Source organism: Pseudomonas fluorescens (assembly GCF_902497855.1).
In the GTDB taxonomy this organism is placed as follows: domain Bacteria; phylum Pseudomonadota; class Gammaproteobacteria; order Pseudomonadales; family Pseudomonadaceae; genus Aquipseudomonas; species Aquipseudomonas fluorescens_BI.
Genome location: NZ_CABVHU010000026.1, coordinates 1 through 17301 on the forward strand (window position 1 = coordinate 1; position 17301 = coordinate 17301).

The following is a 17301-nucleotide window of genomic DNA, read 5'->3' on the forward strand; positions in this document are numbered from 1 at the left end:
CTTCGTTGAAGACAGCGAAGGGCGTCTCCAGGTGCGGCGGGCGAGTGGTCACCAGGGTCAGCGGTCGTTTTTGCGGATATTGCACCAGCGGCCGCGGGCCAGCCGCAAAGGTCACGTCTTCGGCGTTGGTGTCGCTTGCCCTGGTTTCGGTGGCCGCCTTGGCCAGGCTAGCCAGCGGCGAGGCCGCCAAAGCCAGGGTGAAGGCATCGCGTAGAACGCGCCGACGGCTCGGATTGCCGTTATCCACAAAACTGAACTTCATCCTGCACGCTCTCCATGATTGTTTACCGGATGCACTGACAGCCTCCCGCCAGGACGCAGAGGCATCGGGCTTGACCTGTCAGTGGGGGCTCGCTCGACTGTTCGACGTTGGCGAGCAAACCAGTATCGTCATGGAGGCGTCGACTGCTTCTCATTGAGCGTCAGTGACTTAGCATTTGATGACAGCGTGCTTCAGGAAAGGCGTGAATGGATGTCAGGCAAGTTTCGCCCACTCGTCACGCTGCATCACCTCGACAATGATCGGCACAGGCGACATCAAGTGGGTGCGCATCAGGCTCGTCGCCCGCGCCGTATCGCGGGCGAGAATGGCTTCGACCAGCGCGGCATGTTCCTTGCGCTTCAACGCCAGGGCTTCTTCGGAAAACACGGTTTGCGTCAGCCACAAGTGACGATAGCGCTCGGCCTGATCGAACAGGTAGGTGCGCGCCTGGAGTAAATGCCTGGAACCGCAACCGGCGGCAATGGCGCTATGAAAGGCTTTGTGCCGCTCATCCCAGACGTCGAGCACCTTTTCGCGGGTCGTCACGTCCATGACTTTCGACAACGTATGGGACTGGGCCAGGATCTGGGCTTCCCAGGTGTCATCCCCCCGCTCGATGGCCAGGCCCACGATCATGGCTTCCAGATTGGCGCGGGCGTCATAGATGTCCTGCATCTCTTGCAGCGACATGGGCGCGACCCGGTAGCCTTTCTGGCTGATGACCACAACCAAATGCTCGGCCACCAGTTGCGACAGGGCTTCGCGCAGCGGGCCGACACCCAGGTCATAGCGCTCCTTGAGCCCGCTCATGAGCAGTTTTTCACCGGGCTTGAACACGCCGCGGATGATGTCCAGCTTGAGCCGCTCATACCCACTGAATGCAGAGTTATGCCTTTGGGTGGGGCTATCCAAGGTGCTGCTCCTAAAATCGCCAAAAACCAATCATACCCAAACATCTATCAGACGAAAAACTTTCGACTAAAAACAATTTTATCGCCTAAATATAAAAATGTAGACATTTTTAATTTATGGCGATACTTTTGCTTCAAGCCTGATCCAGCCCTGCTGGAAGGCGCCAATCCTTACCCTTTGCCCAGGAGCTGCCATGAACGCCTTTACCCAGATTCAGGACCTTGTGATGCCGCTGCCATCGGACAGCAAGGGCTTCACCCTCTCCCCCTCCAGTCAGTCGCCGCGACTGCTGGAGCTGAAATTCGCCAAAGAAACCGTCGACGCATTCATCAAGGCGGTGGCCGAATGGCCGGTCCAGGCATTGGAGTACAAGTCGTTCCTGCGCTTTCGGGTCGGTCAGATCCTTGACGAACTGTGCGAAGGCACCCTGCGCCCGGTGCTGGTCAATACCATCCTGGACCGCGCCACCGGCGGCATGCTGATCACGCCTGAAGGTCTGGACGACGTGTCCCAGGCCGATGACATGGTCAAGTTCTCCTCGGCCGTCGCCCACCTGATCGGACGCTCCAACTTCGATGCCATGAGCGGCCAGTTCTACGCGCGCTTTGTGGTGGTCAACACCGACAACTCCGACAGCTACCTGCGCCAGCCACACCGGGTCATGGAACTGCACAACGACGGCACCTTCGTCCAGGAGCGTACCGACTACGTGATGATGATGAAGATCGACGAGCAGAACATGGAAGGCGGCAATTCCCTGCTGCTGCACCTGGACGACTGGGCCGATCTGCAGCACTACTACACTCACCCGTTGGCCCGCCGTGAAATGCGCTTCACCGCGCCCCCGAGCAAGAACGTGCGTGAAGACGTATTCCACGCGGTGTTCGATAACGACGCCGAAGGTCGCCCGACCATGCGTTATATCGACCAGTTCGTGCAGCCCAAGGACTTCGAGGAAGGCATCTGGCTGAACGCCTTGAGCGAATCCCTGGAAGGCTGCCCGCAGAAGTTGTCGGTACCGGTGCCGATCGGCAGCTTCGTGCTGGTCAACAACATGTTCTGGCTGCACGGCCGCGACCGCTTCACCGCCCACCAGGGCCTGCGTCGTGAGCTGATGCGCCAGCGTGGCTACATCAGCTACCAGAAAACCCTGTACCAGCGTGGTCAGTAAGGTTTGCCAAGCAGCTGAACTGACCAGGGCCACCTCCCGTGGCCCTGCTCGTGCTTACAATAAAAAACCTAATCCAGGTGGGTGCAATCCAATGGCTGTGTACGACTTCATCATCATCGGTGGCGGCATTGTGGGCATGTCCACGGCCATGCAACTGACTCAGGTTTACCCGGACGCGAAAATCCTCCTGCTGGAGAAGGAGCCCGGCCCGGCCATGCACCAGACCGGCCACAACAGTGGCGTGATCCATGCCGGCGTCTACTACACACCGGGCAGCCTGAAGGCGCGCTTCTGCCTGGAAGGCAACAAGGCCACCAAGGCTTTCTGCGACAAGCACGGCATCCCTTATGACGAGTGCGGCAAACTGCTGGTGGCCACCAACGCGCTGGAAATGGAGCGCATGGGCGCGCTGTGGGAACGCACCGCAGCCAATGGCATCAAGCGTGACTGGCTGACGGCCGCCGAACTGCGCGAGCGCGAGCCGAACATCGTCGGCCTGGGCGGTATCTTCGTGCCTTCCAGCGGCATCGTGAACTACGCCCAGGTCACCGCGGCCATGGGCCGTGAATTCGAAGCCGCCGGTGGCGAGATTTGCTACAACAGCGAAGTGCTCGCCATCGATGAGCGTCCCGGTGAAGTGGTGCTGCGCACCGGCAACCAGGAGCACCACGGCCGCTTCCTGATCACCTGCTCGGGCCTGATGGCCGACCGCGTGGTGCGCATGCTCGGGATCGAGCCCAACTTCATCATTTGCCCGTTCCGTGGCGAGTACTACCTGCTGCCCAAGCAGCACAACCAGATCGTCAATCACCTGATCTACCCGATCCCGGATCCGGCCATGCCGTTCCTCGGCGTGCACCTGACCCGCATGATCGACGGCACCGTCACCGTCGGCCCCAACGCGGTGCTGGCGATGAAGCGCGAAGGCTATCGCAAGACCGATTTTTCGCTGACCGACATGTTCGAAACCCTGACCACCCCGGGCGTTCTCAAGGTGCTGAAGAAGAACCTGCGCCCCGGCCTGATCGAGCTGAAAAACTCGCTGTTCAAGGGCGGCTACCTCAAGCAGGTACAGAAGTATTGCCCGAGCATCGTCAAGAGCGACCTTACCCCCTACCCGGCCGGTGTCCGCGCCCAGGCGGTCTCGCTGGACGGCAAGCTGATCGACGACTTCCTGTTCGTCAACACCGCCCGCAGCGTCAGCGTCTGCAACGCCCCCTCGCCTGCTGCGACCTCGGCCATTCCGATCGGCGCGTACATCGTCGACAAGGTCCGCGAGCAGCTCGCAAGCACCGGCGCCAGTTTCGTCAAACCGGTCAACTCCGCCCGGCCCGCCCCTCTGGCGGCATCCGTCGCAAGCCCCCAGTCACTTTAACCAGCAGCGAGGAATTTCACGTGCAACTCAACGATCCGAAACTGTTCCGCCAGCAAGCCTATATCGATGGTGTGTGGGTCGATGCCGACAACGGCCATACCCTCAAGGTCAACAACCCGGCCACCGGCGACATCATCGGCAGCGTGCCGAAGATGGGCGCTACCGAGACCCGTCGCGCCATCGAAGCGGCCGACAAGGCGCTGCCGGCCTGGCGTGCCCTGACCGCCAAGGACCGCGCCAACAAGCTGCGCAAGTGGTTCGATCTGATGATGGCCAACCAGGAAGACCTGGCCCGCCTGATGACCCTCGAACAAGGCAAGCCTCTGACCGAGTCCCGTGGCGAAATCGCTTACGCCGCCTCCTTCCTGGAGTGGTTCGGCGAAGAAGCCAAGCGCGTCTACGGCGACATGATCCCCGGTCACCAGGTCGACAAGCGCCTGATGGTGCTCAAGCAACCGATCGGTGTCACCGCCGCCATCACGCCGTGGAACTTCCCTTCGGCGATGATCACCCGCAAGGCCGGCCCGGCCCTGGCCGCCGGTTGCACCATGGTCCTCAAGCCGGCCTCGCAAACGCCCTACTCGGCCCTGGCCCTGGCGGAACTGGCCGAGCGCGCCGGTATCCCCAAAGGCGTGTTCAGCGTGGTCACCGGCAGTGCCGGCGAAGTCGGCGCCGAGCTGACCGGCAACCCGATCGTGCGCAAGCTGACTTTCACCGGTTCCACCGAAATCGGCCGTCAGCTGATGGTCGAGTGCGCCAAGGACATCAAGAAAGTCTCGCTGGAACTGGGTGGCAACGCACCGTTCATCGTGTTCGACGACGCCGACCTGGATGCCGCCGTCGAGGGCGCGCTTATCTCCAAGTATCGCAACAACGGCCAGACCTGCGTCTGCGCCAACCGTCTGTATATCCAGGACGGCATCTACGACGCCTTCGTCGAAAAACTCACCGCGGCGGTGGCCGGCTTGAACATTGGCAATGGCCTGGAAAACGGTATCACCACCGGCCCCCTGATCGACGCCAAGGCCATGGCCAAGGTCCAGGAACACATTGAAGACGCCGTGAGCAAAGGCGCGCGCGTGGTTGCCGGCGGCAAGCCGCATGCCCTGGGCGGAACCTTCTTCGAGCCGACCGTGCTGGTCGATGTACCGCGCAACGCCGCCGTCGCCAAGGAAGAAACCTTCGGCCCGCTGGCACCGCTGTTCCGCTTCAAGGATGAAGCCGATGTGATCGCGATGGCCAACGACACCGAATTCGGCCTGGCTTCCTACTTCTATGCCCGGGACCTGAGCCGTGTGTTCCGGGTGGGCGAAGCGCTGGAGTACGGCATCGTCGGCGTCAACACCGGGATCATCTCCAACGAAGTGGCGCCGTTCGGTGGCATCAAGGCCTCGGGTCTGGGTCGCGAAGGGTCCAAGTACGGCATCGAGGACTACCTGGAAATCAAGTACCTGTGCATCGGCATCTGATGCAAGACCTGACGCCCTTGTAGGAGCGAGCTTGCTCGCGATAAACCTGAGGGCACCGCGGGGTGTCAGGCTACCAGCGTTATCGTTGACGACCATCTGTAGGAGCGTGCTTGCTCGCGATAAACCTGAGGGCGCCGTGGGGTGTCAGGCTTCCAGCGTTATCGTTGACGACCTTCGCGAGCAAGCTCGCTCCTACAAAGGCCCATTACCCCGTTTGCGGGGCGTGTTTTTTTCGGGGCTTAAATGCTGGAGTCAATCAACATCCCGTGCAGCATCCGCGCCATCAACCTGGGCGTGTCCGCGTCCGTGAGGTAGGCCGGTTTTTCGAGCAGGATGGCCCGGGTCAGCGCCGACATTGTCTGGTAGACCAGGAACTCGGCTTTCTCCCGGTTCTTCACCGAGATTTCGTTGGCGAAGCGCTTCATCAAGGCCGAGCTTGCCGTGGCGGGCCAGAGTTGCTTGGCCTTGACCACATCCAGCCGCACCAGCTCGTCATAGTGAGTGGAGCGCACGCTGAACACCGGGTCGAGCAGGGTTTTCTTGTAGTGGCTGGCCAGGACGACCCGCAACGCCAGCAAAATCCCGTCGTACAGAGTGGCCTCAGGGGGCAGCGCGATGATGCTGGCGAACAGTTCCGCATGGGCTTCGGTGCGGTAGTCATCGAAGATCGCAGCAATCAGCGCTTCCATCGTCGGGAAGTACTCGTAGATCGAGCTGATCGCCACGCCCGAGTCTTCGGACAGGCGCACCGCATTCAGGGCTTCGCGACCTTCGCTGTCGATAATCTGCAGAGCGGTTTGTTTTACCGCGCTGACCAGCGCGATCGAGCGCGCCTGCCGCGGTTCCTTGCGCGGTTGGGCAGGTATCTCGACCTGCAGGACGCCATCGTCTGCGGCGCTCTTCTTGTTGGGCGTTGGCTTGATCATAGTGTCCTCTTCCGGGTATTGCCCGCAGACGTCGCGGCAGATTCGCCAAGCAGAAAACTGAAGTATGACCGAGCCAACTTATTTAGTCAGTGATACGCGCAAGCGCTGTACGCACCGTCTGGGGGATGGGCACCGAGGTGTTGCTGGCCCGGTCGACATACACATAGACGATATGGGCCGCTGCGGCCGCTTCGTGCTCATCGTTGCGAAACAGTGCCAGCTCGTATCGCGCGCTGCTGTTGCCCAAGTGGGAAATTCTCATTCCGACACTGACCTGATCGGGGAAACAGATGGGCGCAAAGTAGGTGCAACTCGAGTTGACGATCAACCCGATCACCGGACTGCTGGCAATCTCGAGGGTACCCTGTTCGACCAGGAACGCAGTGATCGCCGACTCGCAATACGAGTAATAGACCACATTGTTCACATGCCCGTAGGAGTCATGGTCACCCCAGCGCGTCGGCATCCGGGTGAAATGGCGAAACGTCTCCCGGCACGGCCGCTCGGGCTTGTTGCTCACAGGATCTCCCCGTAGATCGAGCGCACATCGGCCAGGCACAGCTCCCGTGGATTGTTGCCGAGCAGGCGCTGCTGCTTCATCGCATCGATCGCCAGCGCCTCGATGTCGGACTCGACGATACCCAGGTCACGCAAGCGGGTCGCCAGGCCCAGTTCACCGGCCAAGCCGCCGAGGTAGTCGGCCAGGGTCGAGGCTTTTTCGCTATCGCTACCCTGGGTGCCAGGCAGGACGATATCGGCCAGCTGCGCATACAGCGGCGCCACCGTCTCGAGATTGAAACGCATCACCGGCCCCAGCACCAGGGCGTTGGAAAGGCCGTGGGGTATATGGAAACGTGCGCCCAGGGGATAGGCCAGGGCATGCACCGCGGCCACTGGCGCGTTGGCGAACGCCATGCCCGCCAGGCAAGCGCCGAGCAACATGTTCTCCCGGGCTTCCAGGTTTTTGCCGTCCTGACAGGCCTGGAACAGGCTGCCCGACAACAGGCGCAGCGCCTCGCGCGCCAGGCAATCGGAAAGCGGATTCTTCAGGTTTTTGGTGGTGTAGGCCTCGATGGCGTGAACCATGGCATCGATCCCGGTCGCTGCCGTGACATGGGTCGGCAAGCCAAGGGTCAATTCTGCGTCGAGCACGGCCAGGTCAGGCAACAACATTGGCGAGTAAACCACGTTCTTCTCACCCGCACCGGTGGTCACCACCGACACCGACGTCACCTCCGAACCGGTCCCTGCCGTGGTCGGCACCAGAATCAGCGGCAGGCGCGGGCCCTTCGTCTTGTTGATGCCATAAATGTCGGCCAGGGACTCGCCACTGCGCGCCAACAGCGCGGCCAGCTTGGCGGCATCCAGCGAACTGCCGCCGCCCAGCCCCAGCACGCAATCGGCGCCACAGGCTCTGGCAGCATCCGCCGCGGCCAGAATCACCGACTCCGGCGGGTCGGCCTGGACCTGCGAAAACACCGTAACGGCTATCCCGTCACCTTTGAGACCGGCGAGCACCGCATCCAGTAGCCGAGCCGCAATAACCCCCGCATCGGTCACCAACAGAACCGATGTGCAGCCCATGGCGCGAACATGAGTGGCGAGCCGGGTCGAGGCACCGCGTTCGATGATCATTGATGCAGTGGTTTGAAATACCATTTTCAACATGGAAGCCTCACGAATAGGTGTGTTGCGCGGAGTTTCATGGCGATTGCAGAGCACAGGCGCCAACCGCAAACCCCTCACAAATAGTGGTCTGACTGGCAGTTCTCCTCCTGTATGACAGGAGTGAGACAGACAGAGTGTATGCCAGCCCACTGCCTGTTCCCGCCTGAAATCCGGTCACCCACCCCGAATCCGGAACGCCCGGCACGGGCATCGCGAGACACTGCATTTTTGTCTTGTTTTTCAGTCACTTGAACACGAACGGCGCGTACTCGAATCCGGAACAAAATCCAGGATTGCATACCCATACTTGAACCACACCCTCCCCCGGCCCTCGCCGGTTTCCAGTAGTCGAGTAGCGAGCCAGACAATGCCCACTGCACAACTGTCGATAGAACAAAAAACCCAGCAGCTGCTGAACAACCCGGCAGAAATGGTCAATTATTCCCAAACCGCCTGGAACAATCTGCCCCGCGCCGAAATCGACGCGCTGCAGCTCTGCGGCCTGAAGCAGCGCTTTGCCGAACTTCGCGACCGGATCCCCATGCTCAAAAAGCTCGCCGACGCCCAAGGCGTAGACACCATCGAGCAATTCGACGACGTGGTGCCGCTGCTGTTCGAACACAGCGTGTACAAGTCCTACCCGCCCTCCTTGCTGGAGAAGCGCAACTTCGCCCAGATCAACAAGTGGCTGGGCAAACTGGTGACCCCGGAGATGGCCGCAGCCATCGCTGCGGTCGACGTCAGCGCGTGCCAGGGTCTGGACGACTGGTTCGAGACCATGGACAAGGCCGTGCCGCAACTGCGCATCAGCCACACCTCGGGCACGTCCGGCACCCTGTCGTTCCTGCCCCACGGCGTCCATGAGTGGAACAAATTCGCCCAACTGCGCAAGTTGAATGTATGGGCCATGGAAGGGCCGGACACCCCGGAGCCCAACCTGCACACGATTTACCCGTACTACCGCAAGGGCTACCTGAGTCATGTGCGTGTCCACGCCGCCATGATCCCGGCACTGTTGCCGGACGAATCGCATTTCCATGCGGCTTACCCGACCACCCTCAGCACCGACGTGCTCCACTTGGGGGCCAAGCTGCGCGCGGCACAGTCCAAGGGCACGCTCGATCGCCTGGAGATCAGCCCGGAACTGATGGCCAAGAAGAAGGCTTTCGATGAGTTGCAGGCCGAAATGCCGCAACACCTGGCGACCTTCTTCGATCATATGTCCAACCAGCTCAAGGGCAAGCGCGTGTACATCGGCGCAACCTGGAACCTGTTGCACAACATGGCCAAGGCTGGCCTGGAGCGCGGACTGGAAGCTGTCTTCCACCCTGACTCGTACATCCACACCGCCGGTGGCGGCAAGGGTTCCGTACAACCCGAAGGCTGGCGCGACGACGTGCTGCGCTTCACCGGCGCCAAGGTGCTCAACGAGTCCTACGCCATGTCCGAAATCGTCGGCGGCGTCCATACGCGCTGCGAAGAGGGCCACTTCCACTTCGCCCCCACCGTCATCCCCTACCTGCTCGATCCGCAGACCAGCAAGCCGCTGCCACGCGAAGGCCGTGTGACCGGCCGCGCGGCTTTCTTCGACCTCGGCGCAGAGACTCGCTGGGGCGGCTTTATCACCGGCGATGAAATCACCGTCGAATGGGACAAACCCTGCACCTGCGGTCGGCCGAGTTGCTACGTGGTCGGACCGATCCAGCGCTACAGCGAAATAAACGGCGGCGACGACAAGATCAGCTGTGCCGCAACAGAAGACTCGCATCGCCAAGCGATGGATTTCCTGACCACATTAGAGGGCTAACCCCATGACCAAACCCATTGCGCCAATGATCATCCGTGGCAAAGTCATCACCGACAACCTGATCGACGTGGGGGGCCGAGGCGGCGACCTGGTCTTCCAGACCCCGGATGCGCACAAATACATCGACCAACTGCCGCTGGGTAACCCGGCGAAGCTGGCCGACCTGTATACGCTCACCTTCAAGGAGATCCTCGACTACTGCGAAGCCCTCGGCGAACGCCTGGAATTCGACCAGAACCCCTACTTGCAGGAAGCCTGCGAACTGTCCTACCTGACGGCGCCGGTCACCCCGACCATGGTCAAGGGCAGCTACATGGGGCTGCGCCACATGCTCACCCGTGAGTCCGTCACCGAACAGGTGGAGAACTCCGTAGGCGTCAAGTACCTGGAAGGCTGGGTCAAGCAAACCCTGATCGATGGCACCGAACTGGACATACGCTGCTTCGGCGCCCGCACGCTGCATATCGTCGCGGGCAACGCGACCGGGCTGTCCCTGCTGACTATCCTGCGCAACATGGTGCTGCGCAGCGACGCGATCATCAAGGCGCCGTCCAACGACCCGTTCACCGCCCTGGCCATCGCCCGCACCATGGTCGAGATGGCGCCGGACCACCCGCTGACCAAGCACCTGAGCGTCGCCTACTGGAAAGGCGGCGACCAGGCCTTCGAGGAGCGCCTGTACCAGCCACAGAACCTGGAGAAGATCGTTGCCTGGGGCGGCTTCAACTCGATGAAGCACGTCACCCGCTACATCCAGCCGGGCCTGGAGCTGATCTCCCTCGACCCGAAACGCAGCGCGAGCATCCTCGGCAAGGGCACCTTCGACAGTGAAGAGACTATGCGCGAGGCCGCCGTGCGCCTGGCCAGCGACATCGGCGCGCTGAACCAGAAAGCCTGCGTATGCGCCCGGGTGGTCTATGTGCAGAGCGGCACCGACGAGGCCGGCCTGGCGAATCTGAACAAGTTCGGCGGTTATGTCTACGACGCCATGCAGACCCTGCCCAACACCCTCAGCACTATGCCAAAACGCTATGACCAGGGCCTCAAGGCCGAAGTCGACGCGCTGCGCCTGGATGATGAGTGGTACAAGGTGATCGGTGGCCTGGACGGCGAAGGCGCAGTCATCTGCTCGCAGCTTGCGGAGTCGGTGTCCTTTGCCACCAAGCTCGACGATCGCACCGCCAACCTGGTGCCGGTCGATGACCTGCACGAGATGATGGGCGCGGTGGATGCCTACACCCAGACCGTCGGCGTCTATCCGGAAAGCATCAAGGAAGATCTCAAGGACATCCTGCCCCTGTATGGCGCTCAGCGCATCGTTTCGCTGGGCTACGCAGCCGGGCTGAAATGGGCCGGTCCCCAGGACTCCATCGAGCCGCTGCGTCGCATGGGCAAGTGGATCGTCAACCAGATCGCCTCGCCGGAAATGACCCCGGCGCCCTGGTTGCGCCCGTCGATCTAAACCCTCTGTACCCCCGGCTATTGCCGGGGGTACGCGTTGATTTTTACAGGACTTGCCCATGACTACTTGCCTGGGATTTGCCGCCCATGAGGCGCATTCCGCCCTCACCCCGTTTCGATTCGATCGCCGCGCCTTGCGCGTCGATGACGTCGCCATCGATATCGCCTATTGCGGCGTCTGCCATTCCGATGCCCACCAGGTCAACAATGACTGGAACAACACTGTCTATCCCATCGTGCCAGGCCACGAGATCGTCGGGCATGTGACTGCCGTCGGCAGCAGCGTCAGCCGCTTCAAGGTCGGCGACCGGGTCGCCGTCGGTTGCCAGGTCGACAGCTGCCTGCAGTGCGCGCCCTGCGCGGATCATCAGGAACAACTGTGCGTCCATGGCCCGACACCCACCTACAACGGTAAGGACCGTCATACCGGCGAGATCACCTATGGTGGTTATTCCGAGCACATTGTCGTTCGTGAGCAGTTCGTTCTGCGCATGCCCGAAAGCCTCGATCCGCGCTACGCAGCGCCTTTGCTGTGTGCCGGCATCACCGTGTGGAGCCCGATGCGCCGTTACGGCGTGGGCAAGGGTTCGAAAGTCGCGGTGGTCGGCCTTGGCGGGCTCGGTCACATGGCCGTGAAACTGGCCGTCGCCCTGGGCGCCGAAGTCACCGTGATTACCACCTCACCGGGCAAGGCCGACGACGCCCGCACCCTCGGTGCCGATCACGTGCTGTTGTCCAACGATGCGGCAGCGATGGCGACGGCCGCCAATGCCTTCGAATTCATCATCGACACCATTCCCAGCCGGCACAACGTCAACCCCTACCTGATGTTGCTGGGTCGCGAGGGCGTCATGGTGCTGGTTGGCGCCATCGAACCGCTGGAGCCCATCCACGGTGGCTTGCTGATCCGCAATAACCGCACCCTGGCCGGTTCGCTCATCGGTGGCATCCAGCCGATTCAGGAACTGCTGGAGTTCTGCGCCGAACACCAGGTCCTGCCCAACTGCGAAATGATCGACATCAAGGACATCAACACCGCCTTTGAGCGCCTGCAGCGCAACGACGTGAAGTACCGCTTCGTGATCGACATGACCAGCCTGCGTGACGTGGCGCTTTAAACACGTCCAACGCTGCGGTGCGCAACACCGCAGCGTCCTCTTGAGGCAATATGCTCAAGTTCGGGCGCGGCCATCGTTGACGAAACAGCTGTGCCTCCCTTTGCGCGGACTGACTCGAGGACACTCATGAAAGCCATTCAACTCCAACACCCCGCTGGCCTGGATAACCTGCGCCTTGTGGACATGGCCGCCCCCGGAGAGCCCGGTGCAGGCGAGATCCAGGTGCGTATCCATGCCAGTTCGCTCAACTACCACGACCTCGGCGTGGTCACCGGCCACGCCCGGGCAGAGGATGGTCGCATCCCCATGTCCGATGGCGCCGGGGTCGTCACCGCCGTAGGTGAAGGCGTGACTGAGTTCGCCGTGGGTGATTGCGTGGTGTCCTGCTTCTTCCCCCACTGGCAATCGGGCCGCGTCGTGCCCACCACCTTCCAGACTGTCCCGGGCGATGGCGTGGACGGCTTTGCCCGCGAACGGGTCAACCTGCCCACCGATGCCTTCACACTGGCGCCCAAGGGCTATAGCCATGAAGAAGCCGCCACGCTGACCACGGCCGGCCTGACTGCCTGGCGTGCGCTGGTAGTGGACGGTCGCCTCCAGGCGGGTGACACCGTGCTGGTCCTGGGCACTGGCGGCGTTTCCATTCTTGCGCTGCAAATGGCCAAATCCATGGGCGCGCGGGTGATTGCCACGACCTCATCAGAGGCCAAGCAAGCACGCCTGCTGGCCCTGGGCGCCGATCAGGTCATCAACTACAAGGACCAACCCGAATGGGGCGACGCGGTGCTGGCCGCCACGGACGGGCGCGGCGCCGACATCGTGGTCGAAGTGGGTGGCCCGGGCACATTGCCCCAGTCAATTCGTGCCTGCGCGCCGGGCGGCCACATTGCGCTGATCGGTGTGCTCACCGGTATGTCCGGCAGCGTTCCAACCCTGGAATTGATGCGCAAGCAGCAAACCCTGCGGGGCCTGATCGTCGGCAGCCGCGAGCAGCAGCAAGACATGGTGCGCGCTCTGGAAAACTTCAGCTGGCGCCCCGTCATCGACAGCCGCTATCCGCTGGAGCAGATCGCCGAGGCCTTTGCCCATCAGCAATCCGCCAGGCACTTCGGCAAGATCTGCCTGCACTACTGACCGTAGGAACGAGAGCACCGCGTTTTTGTAGGAGCGAGCTTGCTCGCGATGGACGCAAGAGCACCGCGTTTAACCTGCAAACACGCGTTATCGTTAACGACCATCGCGAGCAAGCTTGCTCCTACAGTGGCGGTGGCGCGACACCGCGGCGTCGAGGACGCCGCGGGAACTCTGGTCAATCGGCATTGACCAGCAGCGGAACGAGCGCAGCCCGCAGGGCATCGCCGATCGCCAACGGGCGCCGGGATTCTCGGCCCACGTAGACATGCACGAAGTGCCCCTGCGCCGATGCCTGGGCCTCACCCGCACGGAACAGGCCAACCTCATACCGCACACTGGAGCCGCCAAGCCGGGTCACCCGCACCCCGGCTTCGACATCGTCAGGAAAGGAGATCGGCGCAAAATAGTTGCACTGCGTCTCGACCACCAGGCCAATCGTCTCGCCGCGCTCGAAATCGAGCACGCCCAGGCTCAGCAGATAACCGTTCACTGCCGTATCGAAATAGCTGTAGTAATTGACGTTATTGACGTGGCCGTAGACGTCGTTATCCATCCACCGGGTCTGGATCGGCCGAAAGTGTGGGTAGGCAGCGCGTGAGTTGGCGCCGGGTCTGGACTGGCTCACTGGAACACCTCGAACAGTCCCGCTGCGCCCATGCCGCCGCCGACGCACATGGTCACCACCACGTACTTCACGCCGCGCCGCCGGCCTTCCAGCAAGGCGTGCCCGACCATCCGCGCGCCACTCATGCCGTAAGGGTGGCCGATGGCGATGGCACCGCCATTGACGTTCAGCCGGGCGTCGTCGATGCCCAGGGTGTCGCGGCAATGCAGCACTTGGCAGGCGAACGCTTCGTTAAGCTCCCACAAGCCGATATCGTCCACCGTCAGGCCGTGCTGCTTGAGCAGCTTGGGCACCGCCAGCACCGGGCCGATGCCCATTTCCTCCGGGGCCAGGCCGGCCACGGCGATACCGCGGTACAGCCCCAATGGCTTGAGGTTGCGTTGCTCGGCGAGGCGCGCATCCATCAGCACGCAGGCGCTGGCGCCGTCGGACAGTTGGCTGGCATTGCCGGCGGTGATGCAGCCGCCCTCGATCACCGGCTTGAGGTTGACCAGGTCTTCCAGGCGGGTCTGCGGACGGTTGCCTTCATCGCTGGTGAGGGTGACCTCTTCCAGACGCGCCTCGCCAGTGGCTTTGTCGATCACCTGGCGAATGCTGGTGACCGGGACGATTTCGCCATCGAACAGGCCCGCCCGCTGCGCCGCTGCGGTACGTAGCTGCGATTGCAGGGCATAGGCATCCTGCGCTTCACGACTGATGCCGTAGCGCCTGGCGACCCGTTCGGCGGTCTGCAGCATGGGCATGTAGGCGTGGATGGCGTTGCGTTCCACCTGCGGGTCGCGCTCGGCGTAGGCCCATTCCATATGGCGATTCTGCACCGCACTGATGTTCTCCTGGCCGGCGCCGATCGCGGCGGGCATGCCGTCGACCATGATTTGCTTGGCGGCGGTGGCGATGGCCATCAGGCCCGAGGCGCACTGGCGATCGAGGGTCTGCCCGCTGACCGACAACGGCAGGCCCGAGGCCAGGGCAGCCATGCGCGCCAGGTTCAGGCCGGCAGTGCCGCTGGTCAGTGCGGCGCCCATCACCAGGTCTTCGATCTCCCCCGCTTCGATGCCGGCGCGTTCGACCGCCGCACGGATCGCATGGCTTGCCATGGTCGGCGACTTGATGGTGTTGAACGCGCCACGGAACGCCTTGGCGATAGGGGTACGGGCCGTGGACAGAATGACGGCTTCTTTCATGGTCGAGATCCTTGTTTAATCGATTGGGGCGGCCACCCGGGAGTGGCCGCCGGAAGGTCAGAGACGTTCGATGCGAGTCTTGCCGTTGGCCACCAGGCGCTCCAGCAGTGCGGCGGGTTGGAACCACATCGCGCCATAGGCGCCGAGTGCTTCGCGGTAATGGCCGATGCGCTCCAGCACCTGTGCCAGCCCCAGCCCTTCGGCGTAGTGCAATGGGCCGCCGCGCCAGGCCGGGAAGCCGTAGCCGTTGATCCAGACCAGGTCGATGTCGCTGCTGCGCTGGGCGATGCCTTCGTCGAGCAGTTGGATGCCTTCGTTGACCAGCATCAACAGGCAGCGGTCGTGGATTTCCTGATCGCCGATGGCGCGGCGCCGGATCCCCAGTTCGCCGGCGATCTGCTCGGCCAGGTCGACCACTTGCGGGTCATCCTTGCGCTCGCGGCCTTCATAGAGGTAATAGCCGCGGCCGGTCTTCTGGCCATAACGGCCAAGGGCGTAGAGCGCGTCGGCGAGCTTGCAGTAGCCGGGGTCGTGGGCGATGACATCCCGGCGCGACTCGCGCACCAGGAAGCTGACATCGATGCCGGCCAGGTCGTGCATGGCGATCACGCCCATGGCCAGGCCCAGGCCGGTGAGGACCTTGTCGATCTGTGCAGGCAGTGCGCCTTCCAGCAGCAGGCGGTGCGCCTCGCGGGAATAGGGTTCGAGCATGCGGTTGCCGATGAAGCCGAAGCACACCCCGGAGACCACCGGGATCTTGCCGATGCGCTTGGCGATCTTCAGCGTGGTGGCCAGCACATCCGGGGCCGTGGCTGTGCCGCGCACCACTTCAAGCAGGCGCATCACGTTGGCCGGGCTGAAGAAGTGCAGGCCGACCACGTCCTGCGGCCGGCGGGTGACGGCGGCAATGGCGTCGACATCCAGGGTGGAGGTATTGCTCGCGAGAATCGCACCGGCCTTGCACACCTCGTCCAGGGTGCGAAACACCTGCTGCTTGATCGACAGGCTCTCGAACACCGCTTCGATCACCAGGTCAGCCTTGGCGATGTCGGCGTAGTCCAGGGTGCCGTGGAGCAGCGCCATGCGTTCTTCCACCTGCTCGGCCGTGAGCTTGCCGCGCTGGACACTGGTTTCGTAGTTGTTGCGGATCTGCGCCAGGCCGCGCGCCAGGGCATCGGCCTTGAGCTCCAGCAGCGTCACCGCCATGCCCGCATTGGCAAAGTTCATGGCAATCCCGCCGCCCATGGTGCCGGCGCCGATCACCGCCACCCGGGTCACCGGACGGATCGGCGTGGCCGCATCCAGACCCGGCAGCTTGCCGACTTCACGTTCGGCGAAAAACACATGGCACAAAGCCTTGGATTCGCTTGACGCCTCGGCCTCGTTGAACAGCTCGCTCTCCCGGGCCAGGCCTTCGGCCAACGGCAGGTTGCAGGCGATCTCGATGGCCGCGACCACCCGCTGTGGCGCGCTCTGGCCGTTCCAGCGACGCTGGTTGGCGGCACGGTACTCGGCGAAATAATTCGCCGGCAAGGCCGCTCCCGGGTTCGCTTGAGGGTCAGCCGGACGCGCCGGCGCCTGACGGGCAATCAGGTCTTCGGCAAGGCCGCGAGCGGTGTCGAGCAGGCTGTCCGCGTCTGGCGCCACACGGTCGACCAGACCCAGCGCCAGTGCGCGAGGCGCGTCGACCGGCTGGCCCGAAGCGACCATTTCCAGTGCCGCGACGGCACCGATCAGGCGCGGCAGGCGCTGGGTGCCACCGGCGCCGGGCAGCAAGCCGAGCTTGATTTCCGGCAGGCCCAGGCGCACGCCGGCTGCCGCCACGCGATAGCCGCAGGCCAGGGCGAGTTCCAGCCCGCCGCCCAACGCCAGGCCGCCGATGGCGGCGATCAGCGGCTTGTCGATTTCGGTCAGGCGAACCAGCAGGTTCGACAGGCCCGGCTCGGCGGACGAAGCAGCCTTGCCGAACTCGCCGATGTCGGCACCGGCACTGAACACCGAGCCCTCGCCATGGAGGATAATCGCTTGCACGCGGGCGTCGGCGGCGGCGCGTTCGCAGGCTTGCAGCAGCTGCTCGCGCAGGGCCTGGCAAAGGGCATTGACAGGGCCGCCTCGGAGGCCGATCAGGGCCAGGGAATCTTCGCAACGATAATGAATCAGGCTTTCCATAGATGTTTTCTCGCTCGGAT

The 17301-nt window shown here is 62.9% G+C and carries 14 protein-coding genes and 1 pseudogene; 7 read left to right on the top strand and 8 right to left on the bottom strand.

What is annotated here, in order from left to right; all coding sequences use genetic code 11:
* Positions 1-262: pseudogene (locus tag F8N96_RS32165) on the bottom strand (oxidase); the annotation flags it as partial.
* 213 nt (positions 263-475) lie between these two features.
* Positions 476-1174, bottom strand: a complete 699-nt coding sequence (gene csiR, locus F8N96_RS32170; RefSeq protein ID WP_150801200.1) for a DNA-binding transcriptional regulator CsiR — start codon at positions 1172-1174, stop codon at positions 476-478.
* A 193-nt stretch (positions 1175-1367) separates the two neighbouring features.
* Here csiR and glaH point away from each other — a divergent pair, with 193 nt between their 5' ends.
* The 3 genes from glaH (at position 1368) to gabD (ending at position 5189) form a co-directional block, all read left to right on the top strand.
* Positions 1368-2345 carry a glutarate dioxygenase GlaH gene (gene glaH, locus F8N96_RS32175; RefSeq protein ID WP_150801201.1) on the top strand — a complete coding sequence of 326 codons (978 nt, stop codon included), beginning with the start codon at positions 1368-1370 and terminating at the stop codon, positions 2343-2345.
* Between the two features lie 97 nt (positions 2346-2442).
* Positions 2443-3720 carry an L-2-hydroxyglutarate oxidase gene (lhgO, locus tag F8N96_RS32180; protein WP_150801259.1) on the top strand — a complete coding sequence of 426 codons (1278 nt, stop codon included), beginning with the start codon at positions 2443-2445 and terminating at the stop codon, positions 3718-3720.
* Between the two features lie 20 nt (positions 3721-3740).
* Positions 3741-5189, top strand: coding sequence for an NADP-dependent succinate-semialdehyde dehydrogenase (gene gabD, locus F8N96_RS32185; protein ID WP_150801202.1), 1449 nt, complete (start codon positions 3741-3743; stop codon positions 5187-5189).
* 239 nt (positions 5190-5428) lie between these two features.
* Here gabD and F8N96_RS32195 read toward each other — a convergent pair whose 3' ends face one another.
* The 3 genes from F8N96_RS32195 to F8N96_RS32205 form a co-directional block, all read right to left on the bottom strand.
* Entirely contained in the window at positions 5429-6115 is a 687-nt protein-coding gene (locus F8N96_RS32195) for a TetR/AcrR family transcriptional regulator (RefSeq protein ID WP_150801203.1), read from the bottom strand.
* 82 nt (positions 6116-6197) lie between these two features.
* Entirely contained in the window at positions 6198-6635 is a 438-nt protein-coding gene (locus tag F8N96_RS32200) for an acyl-CoA thioesterase (protein ID WP_150801204.1), read from the bottom strand.
* On the bottom strand, positions 6632-7783 hold the full coding sequence (locus F8N96_RS32205; protein ID WP_150801205.1) for an iron-containing alcohol dehydrogenase: 1152 nt from the start codon (positions 7781-7783) through the stop codon (positions 6632-6634). Before F8N96_RS32205 ends, F8N96_RS32200 begins: the two co-directional genes overlap by 4 nt.
* A gap of 367 nt (positions 7784-8150) precedes the next feature.
* Here F8N96_RS32205 and F8N96_RS32210 point away from each other — a divergent pair, with 367 nt between their 5' ends.
* The 4 genes from F8N96_RS32210 (at position 8151) to F8N96_RS32225 (ending at position 13303) form a co-directional block, all read left to right on the top strand.
* Entirely contained in the window at positions 8151-9590 is a 1440-nt protein-coding gene (locus tag F8N96_RS32210) for a hypothetical protein (protein ID WP_150801206.1), read from the top strand.
* Between the two features lie 4 nt (positions 9591-9594).
* Positions 9595-11052, top strand: a complete 1458-nt coding sequence (locus F8N96_RS32215; protein ID WP_150801207.1) for an acyl-CoA reductase — start codon at positions 9595-9597, stop codon at positions 11050-11052.
* Between the two features lie 58 nt (positions 11053-11110).
* The gene (locus tag F8N96_RS32220; protein ID WP_150801208.1) at positions 11111-12169 is read left to right on the top strand and encodes an NAD(P)-dependent alcohol dehydrogenase; all 1059 of its coding nucleotides are present in this window, start codon (positions 11111-11113) and stop codon (positions 12167-12169) included.
* A gap of 126 nt (positions 12170-12295) precedes the next feature.
* Positions 12296-13303 (top strand): zinc-dependent alcohol dehydrogenase family protein, encoded by a 1008-nt coding sequence (locus F8N96_RS32225; RefSeq protein ID WP_150801209.1) that lies wholly within the window; start codon positions 12296-12298, stop codon positions 13301-13303.
* A 175-nt stretch (positions 13304-13478) separates the two neighbouring features.
* Here F8N96_RS32225 and F8N96_RS32230 read toward each other — a convergent pair whose 3' ends face one another.
* The 3 genes from F8N96_RS32230 to F8N96_RS32240 form a co-directional block, all read right to left on the bottom strand.
* Positions 13479-13856, bottom strand: a complete 378-nt coding sequence (locus tag F8N96_RS32230; RefSeq protein WP_150801260.1) for an acyl-CoA thioesterase — start codon at positions 13854-13856, stop codon at positions 13479-13481.
* A 68-nt stretch (positions 13857-13924) separates the two neighbouring features.
* On the bottom strand, positions 13925-15112 hold the full coding sequence (locus tag F8N96_RS32235) for an acetyl-CoA C-acyltransferase (RefSeq protein WP_150801210.1): 1188 nt from the start codon (positions 15110-15112) through the stop codon (positions 13925-13927).
* Between the two features lie 57 nt (positions 15113-15169).
* Complete coding sequence (locus F8N96_RS32240; protein WP_150801211.1) at positions 15170-17281, bottom strand: 3-hydroxyacyl-CoA dehydrogenase NAD-binding domain-containing protein; 2112 nt, start codon at positions 17279-17281, stop codon at positions 15170-15172.
* Positions 17282-17301: the final 20 nt, after the last annotated feature.

Excerpts from the sequence above, each read along its gene's own strand:
- F8N96_RS32235 (WP_150801210.1), bottom strand. The coding sequence starts at position 15,112 with ATGAAAGAAGCCGTCATTCTGTCCACGGCCCGTACCCCTATCGCCAAG.
- F8N96_RS32195 (WP_150801203.1), bottom strand. The coding sequence starts at position 6,115 with ATGATCAAGCCAACGCCCAACAAGAAGAGCGCCGCAGACGATGGCGTC.
- F8N96_RS32220 (WP_150801208.1), top strand. The coding sequence starts at position 11,111 with ATGACTACTTGCCTGGGATTTGCCGCCCATGAGGCGCATTCCGCCCTC.
- F8N96_RS32230 (WP_150801260.1), bottom strand. The coding sequence starts at position 13,856 with ATGGATAACGACGTCTACGGCCACGTCAATAACGTCAATTACTACAGC.
- glaH (WP_150801201.1), top strand. The coding sequence starts at position 1,368 with ATGAACGCCTTTACCCAGATTCAGGACCTTGTGATGCCGCTGCCATCG.
- F8N96_RS32215 (WP_150801207.1), top strand. The coding sequence starts at position 9,595 with ATGACCAAACCCATTGCGCCAATGATCATCCGTGGCAAAGTCATCACC.
- F8N96_RS32225 (WP_150801209.1), top strand. The coding sequence starts at position 12,296 with ATGAAAGCCATTCAACTCCAACACCCCGCTGGCCTGGATAACCTGCGC.
- F8N96_RS32240 (WP_150801211.1), bottom strand. The coding sequence starts at position 17,281 with ATGGAAAGCCTGATTCATTATCGTTGCGAAGATTCCCTGGCCCTGATC.
- F8N96_RS32210 (WP_150801206.1), top strand. The coding sequence starts at position 8,151 with ATGCCCACTGCACAACTGTCGATAGAACAAAAAACCCAGCAGCTGCTG.
- F8N96_RS32205 (WP_150801205.1), bottom strand. The coding sequence starts at position 7,783 with ATGTTGAAAATGGTATTTCAAACCACTGCATCAATGATCATCGAACGC.